Annotated in this window: 14 protein-coding genes; 7 read left to right on the top strand and 7 right to left on the bottom strand. The window is 60.6% G+C overall.

Translation table 11 applies throughout. The annotated features are described in order from the left end of the window. The first annotated feature begins 103 nt into the window (after positions 1-103). From carA to OF122_RS06355, 3 genes are all read left to right on the top strand, one after another. Positions 104-1,291 (top strand): glutamine-hydrolyzing carbamoyl-phosphate synthase small subunit, encoded by a 1,188-nt coding sequence (gene carA / locus OF122_RS06365; RefSeq protein WP_264226968.1) that lies wholly within the window; start codon positions 104-106, stop codon positions 1,289-1,291. A 123-nt stretch (positions 1,292-1,414) separates the two neighbouring features. Beyond that, positions 1,415-2,536, top strand: a complete 1,122-nt coding sequence (locus OF122_RS06360) for a serine hydrolase domain-containing protein (RefSeq protein ID WP_264226967.1) — start codon at positions 1,415-1,417, stop codon at positions 2,534-2,536. Between the two features lie 346 nt (positions 2,537-2,882). Continuing rightward, positions 2,883-4,871, top strand: a complete 1,989-nt coding sequence (locus OF122_RS06355) for a bifunctional 2',3'-cyclic-nucleotide 2'-phosphodiesterase/3'-nucleotidase (protein WP_264226966.1) — start codon at positions 2,883-2,885, stop codon at positions 4,869-4,871. A 203-nt stretch (positions 4,872-5,074) separates the two neighbouring features. On the opposite strand, the gene OF122_RS06350 is transcribed toward OF122_RS06355, so the two are convergent. From OF122_RS06350 to OF122_RS06335, 4 genes are all read right to left on the bottom strand, one after another. Beyond that, the gene (locus OF122_RS06350) at positions 5,075-5,959 is read right to left on the bottom strand and encodes an alpha/beta fold hydrolase (RefSeq protein ID WP_264226965.1); all 885 of its coding nucleotides are present in this window, start codon (positions 5,957-5,959) and stop codon (positions 5,075-5,077) included. A gap of 187 nt (positions 5,960-6,146) precedes the next feature. Next, positions 6,147-7,058 carry a KPN_02809 family neutral zinc metallopeptidase gene (gene ypfJ, locus OF122_RS06345; RefSeq protein ID WP_264226964.1) on the bottom strand — a complete coding sequence of 304 codons (912 nt, stop codon included), beginning with the start codon at positions 7,056-7,058 and terminating at the stop codon, positions 6,147-6,149. Positions 7,059-7,061: 3 nt separating this feature from the next. Further along, positions 7,062-7,565 carry a cupin domain-containing protein gene (locus tag OF122_RS06340; protein ID WP_264226963.1) on the bottom strand — a complete coding sequence of 168 codons (504 nt, stop codon included), beginning with the start codon at positions 7,563-7,565 and terminating at the stop codon, positions 7,062-7,064. Positions 7,566-7,573: 8 nt separating this feature from the next. Further along, positions 7,574-7,762 (bottom strand): hypothetical protein, encoded by a 189-nt coding sequence (locus OF122_RS06335; protein WP_264226962.1) that lies wholly within the window; start codon positions 7,760-7,762, stop codon positions 7,574-7,576. Positions 7,763-7,881: 119 nt separating this feature from the next. On the opposite strand from OF122_RS06335, the gene OF122_RS06330 reads away from it, so the two are divergent. Then, positions 7,882-9,489: an acyl-CoA dehydrogenase family protein gene (locus OF122_RS06330; RefSeq protein WP_264226961.1), complete on the top strand. Its 1,608-nt coding sequence runs from the start codon at positions 7,882-7,884 to the stop codon at positions 9,487-9,489. Here the strand turns inward: OF122_RS06330 and OF122_RS06325 are convergent. Then, complete coding sequence (locus OF122_RS06325; protein WP_264226960.1) at positions 9,486-10,019, bottom strand: outer membrane protein; 534 nt, start codon at positions 10,017-10,019, stop codon at positions 9,486-9,488. The genes OF122_RS06330 and OF122_RS06325 overlap by 4 nt on opposite strands. Before the next feature lie 147 nt (positions 10,020-10,166). Here OF122_RS06325 and OF122_RS06320 point away from each other — a divergent pair, with 147 nt between their 5' ends. Continuing rightward, complete coding sequence (locus OF122_RS06320) at positions 10,167-10,625, top strand: GNAT family N-acetyltransferase (RefSeq protein WP_264226959.1); 459 nt, start codon at positions 10,167-10,169, stop codon at positions 10,623-10,625. Here the strand turns inward: OF122_RS06320 and OF122_RS06315 are convergent. Together OF122_RS06315 and OF122_RS06310 are read right to left on the bottom strand one after the other, a co-directional pair. Further along, positions 10,616-10,978 (bottom strand): DUF1801 domain-containing protein, encoded by a 363-nt coding sequence (locus OF122_RS06315; protein ID WP_264226958.1) that lies wholly within the window; start codon positions 10,976-10,978, stop codon positions 10,616-10,618. The two genes, OF122_RS06320 and OF122_RS06315, sit on opposite strands and share 10 nt — an antisense overlap. 72 nt (positions 10,979-11,050) lie before the next feature. Next, a complete protein-coding gene (locus tag OF122_RS06310; protein WP_264226957.1) occupies positions 11,051-11,890 on the bottom strand; it encodes an aldo/keto reductase in 840 nt (279 codons plus the stop codon). A 274-nt stretch (positions 11,891-12,164) separates the two neighbouring features. On the opposite strand from OF122_RS06310, the gene carB reads away from it, so the two are divergent. Both carB and OF122_RS06300 read left to right on the top strand, forming a co-directional pair. Further along, complete coding sequence (gene carB, locus OF122_RS06305; protein ID WP_264226956.1) at positions 12,165-15,476, top strand: carbamoyl-phosphate synthase large subunit; 3,312 nt, start codon at positions 12,165-12,167, stop codon at positions 15,474-15,476. A 118-nt stretch (positions 15,477-15,594) separates the two neighbouring features. After that, positions 15,595-16,512: a hypothetical protein gene (locus tag OF122_RS06300; protein ID WP_264226955.1), complete on the top strand. Its 918-nt coding sequence runs from the start codon at positions 15,595-15,597 to the stop codon at positions 16,510-16,512. Positions 16,513-16,528 lie beyond the last annotated feature (16 nt).

The following is a 16,528-nucleotide window of genomic DNA, read 5'->3' as shown; positions in this document are numbered from 1 at the left end:
GAGCGCTTCCAGAATAAGTGGACACCACTCATTCGGTCCGGAAGCACGACAAAACAAAGTCGTAGAGCCACATGGCTCTGATGCATGAAAATGGAGAAGCCCCGTGTCCGGTTGGAAAGAATCCGCCCCCACCGCAGTCCTTATCCTGCGCGATGGGACGCGCCTTGAGGGCCAAGGCATCGGCGCTATCGGTACGGCCGTCGGCGAAGTGTGCTTCAACACCGCCATGACCGGTTATCAGGAAATCCTGACCGATCCCTCCTACGCCGGCCAGATCATCACCTTCACCTTCCCCCATATCGGCAATGTCGGCGCCAACGACGAAGACATCGAGACCGTTAACATGGCGGCCGCCTCTGGCATCCGCGGTGCCGTCATCAAGGCCGACGTCACCAGTCCGTCCAACTACCGCGCCGCCGAACGGCTCGACGCCTGGCTCAAAAAGCGCGGCATCATCGGCATCGCCGGGCTCGATACCCGCGCGCTGACCGCCCTGATCCGCGAAAAGGGCATGGCCGACGCCGTGATCGCCCATTCTCCGGACGGCAATTTCAACGACGCCGCGCTCAAGGTCGAACTCGACCAGTTCCCCGGTCTCGAAGGTCTCGATCTCGCCAAAGAAGTCTCGACCACCCAGACCTACAAATGGGACGAGACCCGCTGGCGGCTGGGAGAGGGCTATGGCCGCGTCGAAAACCCCGATTTTCACATTGTAGCCATCGATTACGGTGCCAAGCGCAACATCCTGCGTTGTATCGCCGATCAGGGTGCCCGCGTAACGGTCGTTCCGGCCACCGCGACGGTCGAAGACATCATGGCGCACAATCCCGACGGGATATTTCTCTCCAATGGCCCCGGCGATCCCGCGGCGACTGGCGAATATGCTGTACCGACCATCAGGAAGGTCATGGAAACCGGCAAGCCCGTGTTCGGCATCTGCCTCGGCCACCAGCTTTTGGGCCTCGCCCTCGGCGGCAAGACCACAAAGATGCATCAGGGCCATCACGGCGCCAACCATCCGGTCAAGGACCTCACCACCGGCAAGGTCGAGATCACCTCGATGAACCACGGCTTCGCTGTCGACAGCGACAGCCTGCCCACCGGCGTGGTCGAAACCCACACATCGCTGTTCGATGGCTCTAACGCCGGCCTTGCCGTTGAAGGCAAGCCGATCTTTTCGGTCCAGTATCACCCTGAGGCCTCCCCCGGCCCGCACGACGCCCATTACCTCTTCAAGCGCTTCATCAATCTGGTGCGCGAGCAGAAGGGCATGGAAGTCGTGGCCGAGTAAGCGGCACCCGCGCCGAGTGACTTGACACCTCGGAGCCTGCAGCCGAAAAACCTTCGGCAAATTGCCGCCCGCCGCCTTGGCGGCCGGCCGGCACTGACTAGACAATAGCTCGGGGACATCGGCATGAAAATTCGTTTGGTTACGGCACTTTTGGCTGCCTTTTTGAGCACGGGTGCCATAGCCCAGGATGCCCCGGCCGGTTTCGCGGATGCTGCGTCCGCTGCCTTACAGGCATACCCCTCGGCTGGCCTTGCCGTCGTCCGTATCGAGAATGGCGCAGTGGCCTGGAGCGGCTATGCCGGTGAGCAGGGGCCAGGTGTTCCCGCCAGCGCCTCCACCCTTTTCAACACTGCCTCCATCGCCAAGACCGTGACGGCCGAACTCGTTCTGCGTCTTGCCGAGGCCGGCAAACTCTCGCTGCATGAGCCGGTCTCAAATGAATATGTTCACCCCGATCTGGCTGACGATCCACGCTACGAGTTGCTGACACCAGCGATTTTGCTCTCCCATCAGGCGGGTTTGAAAAACTGGCCGTACAACTATGAAGACGGCCGCCTGGCCTTCATTCAGGACCCAGGGACAGGATTTACCTATTCCGGCGCTGGGTATGAAATTCTCGCAGAATTTGCTGCACGGCGTATGGATGCCGACTTCGCCGAGTTGGTTCATGAATGGGTGCTCCAGCCCGCTGGCGTCGAAAACGACGTGAGTCTTGGTGCCGCCGGTATGCCGGCGGATCGTCTGGCTACGCCGATGCAGCGCGGCGAGGCGGTCTATGACGCCATCGGAGATGCGGAAATGCCGCCCAGCGCGGCGGACAACCTGTTTGTTACAGCACCCGCCTATGCCCGGTTGTTCGTTGCGATGATGGAAGAGACCCCGCTGACGGGTGAAGCCGCCAACGCCCGAACGACCTCGGTGCTCGACAGTTCCGATCACGCCCCCTGCACCATGGATGACACTTCGCTGTGCCCGATTGAAACGGGCCAGTCGCTCGGCTGGAGCGTCGCCGACTTCGAAGAGTCACGCTATGTGTTTCACTCCGGCTCGGATTGGGGCGAAAATGCCATCGTGGTCTACAACGTCACCAGCCGCGACGGCTGGGTCGTTTTTGTCAATGGCGGCAACGGCATGGGCGTATGGCTTGATCTGATGCAGACCGTTGCGCCGGACCATGACTATTTCCGCTTCGTGCGGTCCTTGCCGCAGGTCCAGCAAATGCTTGCTGCTCTGCAAAATCGCTAAGCGCAACGCCAAAAAACCAGATCCGGCATACCCGAGATGCCGGATCTGGTTGAGACTTACCGCACCGATGGTGAGTCTTCCGGTCGGCTCTTCGCAAATCGGCTGCAGCTCCTCTGCGAGCGTGCATGGACCACAAGCGTCCTGAACATCGACCGCTTGGCGTCGCTGCGCATTTCGGCAGGACGCGTATCAGGTCACAACGAATATTTGACCAAAAGATAAAAAAGCGGGAAGGTAATCACGCGCGCGTCATCGGGCCGTCAGAAAACTGCGGCAATGGGGAGACGTGCGCCTCGCATCATTCTTGGTGATTCAACAAACCCCAGCGTCCTTTCGGAGGGACATCATGCATCATAATCTCTCAATCAGCCGCCGCGCCTTTCTAGCGGGCACGGCCTCGGTCGGCGCCGCCGCCATCGTCATGCATCCTTTTGCGGCCATGGCGCAGATCAATCAGGCCCATTTGCGTATCCTTGAAACCACCGACATCCACGTCAACCTGCTGCCTTACGACTATTACGCCGATCGTGAAGACAACACGCTGGGCATGGCGCGCACCGCCTCGATCATCGAGAACATTCGTGCCGAAGCGGGCAATGCGATCCTGCTCGACAATGGCGACATGCTCCAGGGTAGCCCGATGGGCGACTATGTCGCTTACGAGCGCGGCGTTGACGCTGAGGATATCCACCCAACCATCGCAGCCATGAACGCACTCGGCTACGATGCGGGCACCATCGGCAACCACGAATTCAACTATGGCCTCGAATTCCTCGAAACGGCGATGGCCGGAGCCCAGTATCCGGTCGTCCTGGCCAATGTCGTGCGCGGCGAAACCCTGCCCGACAACATCGCCGATGATGACACGCTGTTTGAACCCTACGTGATCGTCGAAAAGGAACTGACCGATGGCGCTGGCGAAACCAAGACCATCCGCATCGGCCTGATCGGCTTCGTCCCGCCCCAGATCATGACCTGGGATTCCGCCCATCTGACCGGCAAGGTCGCCCCGCGCGACATCATCGAAACCGCCCGGTATTATGTGCCCATCATGCGCGAAGAAGGCGCCGACATCATCGTCGCCATGAACCATGGCGGCATCGAGGGCGGGCAAGCGTCTCCGATGATGGAAAACGTTTCCCTCCAGCTCGGCGCCATCGAGGGCATCGATGTGATCCTGGCGGGCCACCAGCATCTCGTCTTCCCCGGCCCTGACTATGAGGGCATCGAAGGCGTCGATGTCGAAGCCGGTACGCTGAACGGGAAACCTGCCGTTATGGCCGGCTTCTGGGGCAGCCATATGGGCCTTGTCGACCTGCTGCTCGAAGTCGACGATTCCGGCACCTGGTCGATCCTTTCCCACACCTCCGAAGCGCGCCCCATCTACGAGCGCGTCGATGGCGCCGTTACCCCGACCGTTGAATCCGAAGACACCGTCACTCAAGCGGTCGACGAGGAGCACCAGGCAACCCTCGACTACGTCCGCCGCCCGGTTGGTGAAACCGCCGCTGCACTGCACTCCTATTTCGCGCTGGTGGCCGACGATCCGTCCGTGCAGATCGTCAACATCGCCCAGAAGGCTTATCTCGAACAGATGATGGCCGGCACCGAATGGGAAGGCATCCCGATCATCTCGGCCGCTGCTCCCTTCAAGGCCGGTGGTCGCGGCGGCCCGGAATATTATACCGACGTTCCCGTCGGCCCCGTCGCCATCCGCAACGTTGCCGATCTCTATCTCTACCCCAACACCATCCAGGCGGTGCTGCTCACCGGCGCCGACGTCAAGGAATGGCTCGAACGTTCGGCCGGCATCTTCAATCAGGTCGAGCCCGGTTCCAGCGATGCCCCGCTCATCAACCCCTCCTTTCCGTCTTATAATTTCGATGTGATTGACGGGGTGACCTATAAGATCGACGTGACACAGCCCTCGAAATACGCCGCTGACGGCGGTGCGTTGGAGAACCCCGATGCCCAGCGTATTGTTGACCTGATGTATGAAGGCCAGCCCATCGACCCCGAGGCTCAGTTCGTGGTTGCCACCAACAACTACCGCGCTGGCGGCGGCGGCGGCTTCCCCGGCATCGGCCCCGACAAGGTCATCTTCATGGGTCCCGACACCAACCGCGACCTGATCGTTCGCTACATCGTCGAGCAGGGCACCATCAATCCGGCGGCCGACAGCAACTGGTCTCTGGCCGAAATTGGCGATACCACAGTGTTGTTTGAAACCGGCCCCGCAGCCGAGCAGCACTTGGCCGACGTCACCGCGGTCTCCATTGAGCCGACCGGCGAAACCAGTGAAGCGGGCTTCGGCATCTACCGCATCACGCTATAGAGCGTGTCCAGATAAAGTGGGCACCACTTTATCGGTTCGGACGCACGAAAAAACAAAAACCGGAGGATTTCCACGATTCGAAGGAGCGCGGAAATCCTCTAGAAAAAATCGATCCGGAACAATGGCTTGAACGGGGTTGCGGAATCGAAACGAAAACGGGCCCCGGGTTGATTGACAACCAGGGGCCCGCACTTTTGGCACTGTTATTTCGCCAGAAATGCTTTGGCGAAATCCGTAGCGACGTCGGCTCCCTTGAGCATCAGATCGTAATGGGTCGTGTCAGGAATGATGGCCAACTGGTTTGGCGTCGGGCGCAGGGATCCGTCGATTCCCGCGTCGCGCGTACCGCCGCCCAGCAACCTGTACATCTCCACCATGTGCTCGGGATACATCATGTCGGCGTCGGCAAAGATCAGTAGGGTCGGCGATGTGATCTGGGCAAAATCCTCAGTCCAGTCATATCCGCTCTGGTTCATCTCGCCGGTCTTGCGAAACATCGCTTCCCAGTCGACGTCGGGGTAGAGCGTCGCCAGAGGCGACTGCGAAAGCTGTTGCGCGAACTGCGGTGCCATCGCAGGCATCGCTTCAAACTGATCCTGGATTTCCGGGAATTTACCTTCATTGTTTATGCTCATGGAAATCACGACCAGCTTGCCCACCCGGTCGGGGTGACGAATGGCCGTTTGCAGCGCGACACCGCCACCCATCGACCACCCCATAATATCGACAGTTTCAATCTCCAATTCATCCAGCAGCGCCGCAAGATCGTCGGCCATCTGCTCATAGCTCCACGGTGCGTCGCTATCGGTGCTGAACCCGTGACCGCGAAGATGAATGGCGTAAACCTTGTGCGTTTCGGCCATGCGCGCCAGCGGAGCGCCGAACATGTCGGATGGGTTGACTCCGCCATGGAGCATGACCAGCGGCTCCCCTTCTCCGTGGACTTCGTAATAGAGCTCGACACCATTGACCGCGACTCGGTCAGAATAGATGGATGTGCTCACAGCTGATGCTCCTTCGGTCTGGGCGATAGATGGTGTGGATAGCGCCGCAGCAGCGAAAAGGGCGGCAAGAAAAGACTTGAACATGATCGTTATCTCCGTGAACTTAACCATGAAGATATATAATCAATTAGTTATGGTCAAGCCACTTGTCATCATGGCCCGCTCCCCAGACGGGACCAGGTGAAATCCGCTTATATCGCAGCAGGTTACCGCCTGGACCGGAATCAGATTCAGCGACCTGCCTCATCCTGAATCTTAGGATGAGGTTGATCTAAAACTCATTGGAAAACGTGTCGCACTGCCCCACATTGCCCGACGAATATCCGCTCTCGAACCAGTCCTGGCGCTGCTCGGACGTGCCGTGCGTGAAGGTTTTGGGAATGACCATGCCCTGTGTCCTGCGCTGGATGGCGTCGTCCCCGATCTGCTCGGCGGCATTAATGGCCTCCTCAATGTCGCCTTTTTCAAGCAGGTTTTCTTCCCCGACATAGCTTGCCCAGATGCCGGCATAGCAATCGGCCTGAAGCTCGATCCGCACTGAATAGGCGTTGGCCTCCTCTTCGCTCATCGATTGTATGGCGCGCGAATATTCGGGCAGCACGCCGACCAGGTTCTGGACGTGATGCCCGATCTCATGGGCAATCACATAGGCCTGGGCGAAGTCGCCGGGCGCACCGAACTGGCTGCGCAGCGTTTCATAGAAAGAGAGGTCGATATAAACATTCCGGTCACCCGGACAGTAGAAAGGTCCTGTGCGTGCATCGGCCAGCCCGCAGGCCGACCGGTCAGTGTCGGTGAATAACACCACGGTGGCCGGTTCATAGGTCATGCCGTTCTCGAAAAACACCTCGGTCCACAGATCCTCGGTGTCCTGAACAACCACCGCAACGAAATCGGCAAGTTCGTCCTCCCCGGCTTCGGGCAGCGGCCGCGAGACCGAGCCCGGACCACTGGTTCCCGTGCCCAGACTGCCATCGAGCAGCGACATGGGATTGATCCCCAGCGCCACCCCGATAATCAGGACAACAATGACCACCCCGATCCCCAGTCCACCGCCGGATCGCCCGCCGGTGGGAATGCGAAACCCTGATCTTCCCGTACCCGAGGACCGACGGAACATTCCGCCACTCGAAGCGCGTCTGTCCTCGATATTGGACGATCTTTTTCGCCCCCGCCACTTCATGATTTATCTCTCGCTCCAGGCCCCAGGCAGCGTTCCCCCTTTGCCCTGTACCGGATCGGACTGAGGCAGCGGAACACGCCCGATATTGGCAAGCGCAGCCTCGCGCTCACCGTCTTTGCCCGTAAGGATATCCCAATCCTGGCCCGGCGGGTAAGCGCCAACGACTTCGAAATCGCCACTGGCGTTTTCGAGCTTGTGGGCGACGCCTGCCGGGATCACGATTGCATCGCCCTTATGGACCGCCACAGTGCGCCCCTGTGGACCGCCCAAGGTGATTTGCGCGTTGCCGCTGGCGACGCCAAGCGCCTCGTGAGCGGTTGAATGATAATGATGGTACTGAAAAATCGAGCCGGCCCACCGGGCCGGCCAGCCATGTGTTGAAAACAGGGTCTCGAAGGCTTCGACCGATGCACCTCCCGAAACCGCGGTGCGATAGACCAGAACGGCCAGCGCGCTATTGGGAAAACGGCCGTCGTCATCGAGCACCAGTCGTTCGACAGCTTCCATTTGCGCCACTATTGCGTCACGTCCACCGCCGGGACATCGACGGAAACCGTCCCGCCCTCGCCACCGGAATTGATGTTGACGAAGTAGATGACACCAATAATCGCCACCAGCGCGATGATCACGGCAAAAATCAACCCTCCGGCCCCTCCACTGCCGCCATCGGTGACCACTACCGTTTCCCGATCCCGTTCATCCATTTTTCCAGTCCTTTCTCCAGCTACCCCGCCTTTCGAAAACGGGCATTGCGAACGAAAGGTTCCTCTGCCCGATTGACGCCAAGCCCCGCCAGAGGTCCAATTGCCGGTGGAGAGGATATATGAGCCCTGTCGATCCCTTCGCGGTAACCAACCAGCCGCCCCCACGCGGCGCCCTGCCCTTGTGGGACGACGATCCGCTACTGCGCTCGCTCGTCCCGACCGATCACCCGGCCCCGCGCCACCTGGCTGAGCAACTGGGCCGGTCCGACACGGTCACCGACGGGCAGCGTCTGGCCACCGGATCCGGCCCGGTGCTAGAGCGCTTCGACACCGGCGGGCGGCGCATCGACACCATAATCTATCCCGAAGCCTATCATCGTCTGATGACACTGGGCCTTGAGGCCGGCTACGCCGCTCTGCCCTGGACGGAGGCCCGGCCGGGAAGTCACGCGGCCCACGCCGCCATGGTCTATCTGGCCAGCCAGATCGAGCCGGGCACCTGCTGCCCCATGACCATGACCTATGCCGCCCTTCCGGTCCTGCGCCGGCATGACGGGTTGGCGGCCGAGCTCACGCGCCTCGCGAGCATCCCGGCATATGATCCTGCCGATGTTCCCTTCGGACAGAAATCCGCAGCCACTGTGGGAATGGCGATGACGGAAAAGCAGGGCGGCTCGGACGTTCGCGCCAACCGGACCATCGCCGAACCGGCCAACGGCGTTTACCGGTTGACCGGACACAAATGGTTCTGTTCGGCGCCCATGTCCGATGCCTTCCTCACCCTCGCGCAAGGGCCGGAGGGCCTTTCCTGCTTTCTCGTGCCGCGCCGCCTGCCCGATGGTACGCTCAACGCCATCCACCTGATGCGGTTGAAGGCCAAGCTCGGCAACCGCGCCAACGCCTCCGCCGAGATCGAGTATCATGGCGCCTATGCCGAACCGCTCGGCGCGCCCGGCGATGGGGTCCGCACAATTCTGGAAATGGTCCACCACACCCGCCTGGACACCGCCGTCGCTCCGGCGGGCCTGATGCGCCGCGCGTTGATCGGAGCCCTCTACTGGACCAGACACCGCAAGACCTTCGGAAAAACGCTGATCGATCAGCCGCTCATGGCTTCGGTTCTTGCCGATCTGACCCTCGAATGGCTCGGAGCGCTGACCCTGGCCATGCGCGTCGCCACCGCCTTTGATGATCAGGAAACCGAATTTGCCCGCCTCGCCGTCGCGCTCGCCAAATATTGGAACAACAAGCGCTGCCCGCTGGTCACCGCCGAAGCCATGGAAGCGCTTGGCGGCATGGGATATATCGAAGACACGCCCATGCCCTGGCTCTATCGCGAAGCCCCGCTCAATGCGATCTGGGAAGGTTCGGGCAACATCATCGCCCTCGATGTCATGCGCACCATCGCCCGCTCGCCCGGCGCCATCAAGGCGCTGATGGCCGAATTGAACGGCGCTCGCGGGATGCACACCGCTTTCGATAGCGCGCTCGCCAGCCTGAAAACCACCCTCGCCCATCCATTCGATGAATCGCAGGCCCGCCGCGTCACCGAAACCATGGCACTGTTGCTCCAGGCCAGCCTGCTGCTGCGCGGCCCCACATCCATTGCTGGCGAAATCTTCGCCGCAACCCGCCTTGGAGACGATTGGGGCCACACGTTGGGAACGCTCCCTTCAGGCGCCGACGCCGCAGCGATCATCGCCTTGGCGTCGGACCAGTCGGCCTAAAAGTGCCAGAGAGCGGAAACACCGATCGAATTGGCCGAAGACGTGCTGGCCCAGAGATAGCGGTACTGCACATCGACCGACATCTGGTCTGTAACGGCAAACTCCACCCCGGCGCCGGCCGTCGCGTACCAGTCCGAAGGAGCGGGATCGAGATAGGCAGCACCGCCCGAGAGGTAAACCAGAACCTCTGGCGCAACCAGATAACCTGCCCGGCCTTCAAGACCCAGCACATAGCCCCAATCGTTGGTGGCGTTCGAATAGCCGTAATGGGCCGAGCCTTCGATACCGACCAGGAAGTTGTCGAATGTCGCATTGCCGCCAACCGACAGCGAACCGCCGACGCTCCGCGCGCCGCCGCCCCATAGCGAACCGGAAACCCCGACGCCGGCATAAAAGCCGTCCCAATCGAACCCGTCCGCAACCGGCGCTACCGGCACTTCGTAGGCGGGATAGATCACATCGGCCGCTTGAACGGTGCCGGCCAGCAGCATCGCGCCGGCCATCGTGAGTATGGAAACTGTCTTTTTCATGAGAACCCCCAAAAACGCAGAACAACAACGCCCTGTACGGCCCGCAGTAATCATCCATTAGGGTTAACATGGCGTTCAACGCATCGGCCGCCGCTGCCGCTCCGCGCCGAATCATGAAACATGTCGGGATAGTCTTGGAGATGCCTCATGTCCGATCTCACCATCCGCAGCGCCACACCCGATGACCTGCCCTTCATTGTCGGGCTGATCGAATCCGACGGGATGATTGGTTCAACCGAGGATACGGAAAACCCAAAAGGACCGGGCTACATGGCCGCCTTCGAGGCCATCGCTTCCGACCCCAACCAGATGCTGCTGATTGCCGAGCTGGAAGGGGCATCTGTCGGCACGTTCCAGTTGACCTTCACCCCCGGCATCGCTCGCCAGGGTGGCTGGCGCTGCACCATCGAAGGCGTTCATGCCTCGCCCGAGCACCGCAACAAGCGGATCGGGGAAAAGATGATGGTTTGGGCCGTTGAAAAGGCAGGGGAGCGTCGCTGTGCCATGGTGCAACTGACGTCCAACAAGAAGAGAACCGACGCGCATCGCTTCTACGAGCGCCTCGGTTTTTCCAAAAGCCACGAGGGCTTCAAGCTCTATTTGTGATCCTGCATGTCGCACCAGGCGATGACCACGCGCGTCAGGTCATCGGCCTTGGAGGCGACGTCATCGAGATCGGCGAACTTCATCGTGCGCCCATCCTTGGCGTCCCCCTCAAGGCTGGCAAAATCACCGGGGATGGAGGCGCCCTGATGAAACATCAAGCTCGCGTGCTTTCTGGACTTGGGGAAAAAGCTCGCGATATTGCCCTTGTAAACGAAGGTCGGCGCCTGCCATTTTATGGTTTCTTCCACTCGCGGGTCAGCCGACAGCACCACGGTCCGCACAGCTTCGACAACCGGCTTCATCGGGTTGTCGTAACTGGCCATCCATGCGTCGACGGTTTCGCTCCGGTTCATCACGCACCTCCCTTGCGCAAACGGCCGGCAACCTTACCACAAAATCGCACCCGCGGCAGGACTTCGTCCAGCCTACACCTGAAGGAATTCGGCCTCATCGGGATTGACCCCCGTCCGCCCGTTCGCACTGTCGAGAGCGTCGATCTTTTCCATGTCGTCCGCGTCGAGCGCGAAGTCGAAAATCTCGAAATTCTGCCGGATGCGGTCCGGATTTGATGATTTGGGAATAACGATCAGCCCGTTCTGGATGTGCCAGCGGATCGTCACCTGCGCCGGCGTCTTGCCGTGTTTTTCCCCGATCGCCTTGAGGACACCATTGTCGACAACATTGCCTGTACCCAGGGGGCTCCAGCTTTCGATCTTGATAGCCTTGCCCTCTAGGAACCCCCGGAGTTCCTTTTGCTGGAACATTGGCGAAAGCTCGATCTGGTCGATCACTGGCGTCACGCCTGTCTCGGCGATCAGCTTTTCAATGTGAGCCTCATGGAAATTTGAAACCCCGATCGATTTGATCCGCCCCTCCTCCTTGAGCTTGATGAATGCCTTGAAGGTGTCGATGAAATTGCCCGTCTTGGGCATAGGCCAGTGAATGAGATAGAGATCGAGGACATCTACCCCCAGATTGGCCATAGTCTCGTCGAACGTCTTGAGTGTCGAATCGTACCCGTGCCGCCCGCTCGGCAGCTTGCTTGTGACAAACAATTCATTCGCGCCAAGGCCCGATGCCTTGAGCGCCGCGCCCAGCGCCGCCTCGTTGCGATAGGCATAGGCGGTGTCAAAATGCCGATAGCCCGCCTCGATGGCCGCTTCCACCACGCGCTGCATGTTGGCGCTGTCGAGCTTCCAGGTCCCAAGCCCGACCTGCGGAATCATGTTGCCGTCGGACAGTTCGATAAAGCTCTGCTGCGTCATGGCTGCGCTCCTTGCTTTGATTTGAAAATGATGCGCCGCAACCGGTCGCGCGGCGTCGGGAGGGTTAAAGACAGTGTAGCGATGGCGCCGCTTTGCGCCACCCCGATTAAGACGGGAAATCGCCCCGCGACAATCAGGAGCAAAAGAATCCGCTCCTTAACGCTGGAAATCCCCACAAGGTTGCTCTAAGGAGACCGCTTAGCCAACAGAATCCATACCCCGTCCGACGCGCGACAGCTTTCCTGCCGCGCGCTTGCCGTACGAGAAGTATCACATGCCCAAACGCACAGACATCAAATCCATCCTCATCATCGGGGCTGGACCGATCATTATCGGTCAGGCCTGCGAGTTCGATTATTCAGGAACTCAGGCTTGCAAGGCGCTGCGCGAAGAAGGCTATCGCATCATTTTGGTGAACTCCAATCCGGCGACGATCATGACCGATCCCGACGTTGCCGACGCCACCTACATGGAGCCAATCACCCCCGAGGTCGTCGCCAAGATCATCGAAAAGGAGCGCCCCGACGCGCTGCTCCCCACCATGGGCGGCCAGACCGCGCTCAACTGCGCCCTCTCGCTCAACAAGATGGGCGTGCTTGAAAAATTCGGCGTGGAAATGATCGGTGCCAACGCCGAAGCCATCGACAAGGCCGAGGATCGCGAACTGTTCCGCGACGCAATGACCAAGATCGGGCTGGATACTCCGAAATCCCGCCTTGCCCACAACACCATCGAATCGCTCCAGGCCCTCGAAGATATCGGCCTGCCCGCCATCATCCGCCCCAGCTTCACACTCGGCGGCACCGGCGGCGGCATCGCCTACAACCGCGAGGAATACCTTGCCATCTGCGAGAGTGGCATCGACGCTTCGCCCACCAACGAAGTCCTGATCGAGGAATCCGTTCTCGGCTGGAAAGAATACGAGATGGAAGTCGTCCGCGATAAAAAGGACAACTGCATCATCGTGTGCTCGATCGAAAACATCGATCCCATGGGCGTCCATACAGGCGACTCCATCACCGTCGCCCCCGCCCTGACCTTGACCGACAAGGAATACCAGATCATGCGCGACGCCTCGCTGGCCGTCCTGCGCGAGATCGGGGTGGAAACCGGCGGCTCGAACGTCCAGTTCGCCATCAACCCCGCCGATGGCCGCATGATCGTCATCGAGATGAACCCGCGCGTGTCGCGCTCTTCGGCCCTTGCGTCCAAAGCCACCGGCTTCCCCATCGCCAAGGTCGCCGCGCGGCTGGCCGTCGGCTACACCCTTGATGAGCTCGAAAACGACATCACCGGCGGCGCAACCCCCGCTTCGTTCGAGCCGTCGATCGACTACGTCGTCACCAAGATCCCGCGCTTTGCTTTCGAGAAATTCCCCGGCGCCGACAATCGCCTGACCACATCGATGAAGTCGGTCGGCGAAGCCATGGCCATCGGCCGCACCTTCCCCGAATCGCTGCAAAAGGCGCTGCGCTCGCTTGAAACCGGCCTGACCGGCCTCAACGAAATCGGCATCCCCGGCCTTGGTGAAGGCGACGACAAGAACGCGGTTCGCGCCGCGCTCGGCACGCCAACGCCCGACCGTCTGCTCTGGGTCGCCGAAGCCATGCGGCGCGGCTACGACCACCAGATGATCCATGAGGCGTGCCGCATCGATCCGTGGTTCCTTGAGCAGCTCCAGGCCATCGTCGACACAGAGGCAAAGGTGCGTGAGCACGGCCTGCCCGAAACCGAGGGCCAGATGCGCGGGCTCAAGGCGATGGGCTTTTCCGACGCTCGCCTGGCCGAACTCTCCGGCAAGACTGCCAAGGACGTGCGCACCTTGCGCCACGCCCTCGATGTGCGCCCCGTCTATAAACGCATAGACACTTCTGCCGCCGAATTCGCCTCCCCCACGGCCTATATGTATTCGACCTACGAAGCCCCGTTTGCCGGCGCGGTCGCTGACGAAGCCAATCCGTCCGACAGGAAGAAGGTCGTTATCCTCGGCGGCGGTCCCAACCGGATCGGCCAGGGCATCGAGTTCGACTATTGCTGTTGCCACGCCGCCTTCGCGCTGTCCGATGCCGGCTATGAAACCATCATGGTCAACTGCAATCCCGAAACGGTGTCGACCGATTACGACACCTCCGATCGGCTCTATTTCGAACCGCTCACCGAGGAAGACGTTCTCGAAATTCTAAAGACCGAGCAGCAGAAGGGCACCCTGCACGGCGTCATCGTCCAGTTCGGCGGCCAGACTCCATTGAAGCTCGCCAATGCCATCGAACGCGCCGGCATCCCGATCCTGGGCACCCAGCCCGACAAGATCGATCTTGCCGAAGATCGCGACCAGTTCATGAAGCTCTTGAACCGGCTCGATCTCACCCAGCCGCGCAACGGCATCGCCTATTCCCTCGAACAGTCCCGTATCATCGCAGAGGGCCTGGGCTTCCCACTGGTCATTCGCCCGTCCAACGTTCTGGGCGGCCGTGCCATGGTCATCTGTCATTCGGCCGACGATTTCGAGCGCTACGTCCAGTCCACCCTGACTGAACTGGTCCCGCCCGAAATCCGGCACAAATATCCCAACGACAAGACCGGCCAGATCAATTCGGTCCTCGCCGCCAATCCGCTGTTGTTCGACAGCTATCTGCAGGGCGCCACCGAAATTGACGTCGATTGTCTGTGCGATGGCACGGACGTGTTCATTGCCGGCATCATGGAACACATCGAGGAGGCGGGCATCCATTCGGGCGACAGCGCCTGTTCGCTCCCGCCCCATTCGCTGAGCCCCGAAATCATCGCCGAGCTCAAGCGCCAGGCCGCCGAAATGGCCCGCGCCCTCAATGTGGGCGGCCTGATGAACGTGCAGTTCGCTCTCAAGGACGGCACGCTCTACGTCCTCGAAGTGAACCCGCGCGCCTCGCGTACAGTGCCCTTCGTCGCCAAGGTCATTGGCTACCCGATCGCCAAGATCGCCGCGCGTATCATGGCTGGCGAAAAACTCGCATCCTTCAATCTCGAAGAACGCGAGATCAAGCACATCGGCATCAAGGAGGCAGTCTTCCCCTTCGCGCGCTTCCCCGGCGTCGATACGGTTCTCGGTCCGGAGATGAAATCGACCGGTGAAGTGATCGGTCTCGATACCGATTACGCCACCGCATTCGCCAAATCCCAGCTCGGCAGCGGCACCAAGGTACCGCGCGAGGGCACCGTGTTTGTTTCCGTCCGTGACGAAGACAAGGCAGCCCTTGTGGAATCGGTCCGTGACCTTGCCACCGCAGGCTTCAAAATCATCGCCACCGGCGGCACCCAGCGGTTCCTGGCGGAAAAGGGCATCGAATGCACCAAGATCAACAAGGTACTCGAAGGCCGTCCACATATCGTCGACGCGATCAAGAACGGCGAGGTTCAGCTGGTCATCAACACCACCGATGGCGTCAAGGCGGTTTCCGATAGCCGCGACATCCGCCGGGCCGCGTTGATGAGCAAGGTGCCCTACTACACGACCATTCCCGGCGCCGTCGCCGCCGTGCAAGGCATCCTCGCCTACCGCAGCGGCAACTTCTCGGTCCGAGCGCTGCAGGACTATTTCGCAGCCTGACCGGGCTTTCCAAAGGGCGCTCCGGCGCCCTTTTCGTTGCGCTTTTGGGCGCGACCTTGACCGCATGCCGGGGCCGGTTGAATAGTCGGCCCCTCTTTTCATGCACAAGGGACGCGCGATGAAACGAATTTCGGCTACTCTGTTGTTGCTTCTTGCCGCACCGGCCTTCGCCCAGACCAGCGAAGTCAACGACGCCATCACCAAGTTTGTTGGCGCCCCGGGCTTTGAGCGCCTTGATCCCGTAACCACCGAACAGGACCTCAACGCCTTTTGGCTCGATCTTGAAACCATTTCCCCCGGCGGGCCGATTGGCCCGATCGAAAAGGCACTGCTGACGGCCACCGGCGCCATTCCCTCGACCCGAACCCGCACCGCCATTTCCTATGGCGAGATGGTCGATGAGGAGGCCGGACCCATCAGCTTCATCGAACTGCGCCACTACAATCTCGGCCCGCAGATCCGCAATGATGCAATCGATGCCTATGGTGCGGAAAATGTCGGCACGCCCGATGACTTCGGCACCGGCGATCACATGGCCTGGCGTTTCGTCTTCATGCCCCTGATGAACAATGCAGCGATGGTACGCGACGTCTCCAATCGCACGATTTCGCCCGACGACGCAGCCGATGACGAATGCACCGGCCGACCCTGTCTTGATCCTTACGCTTCATTTGAAGATATGGCCGACTGGCAGGAGATGGGCGGCACCCTGCCCGACTGGCCGGCTCAATATCCTGACGCGGTGGATGGGTTGTCCACGCCCGCGCACACGATCGCGGAACTGGCCGTCGTGGGATTCTGGGCCAGCGCAGAATCCGGCACCTATCAGTGGACGGGCGGCGAACACCCCGAAGCGGCCCGCAATTTCCAGCCCTACCGCTTCATTGGCATTGACCGCGATCTGGGCCAGGAAGCAATGATCGACAGCGTCTGGCGCGAAACACTGGTCAACGACGACGCCCTTTCCGAAATCCTGTTCCGCCGCCTCGAAATTGCCGGCCAGGTATATCTGATGCAGGCCGGCGTCGAGCGTTGACGGAAATCACAAATTC

Source organism: Pelagibacterium flavum, assembly GCF_025854335.1.
Lineage (GTDB): Bacteria > Pseudomonadota > Alphaproteobacteria > Rhizobiales > Devosiaceae > Pelagibacterium > Pelagibacterium flavum.
Note: the sequence above shows the minus strand (reverse complement) of the source record. Positions and strands in the feature narration are given on the sequence as shown.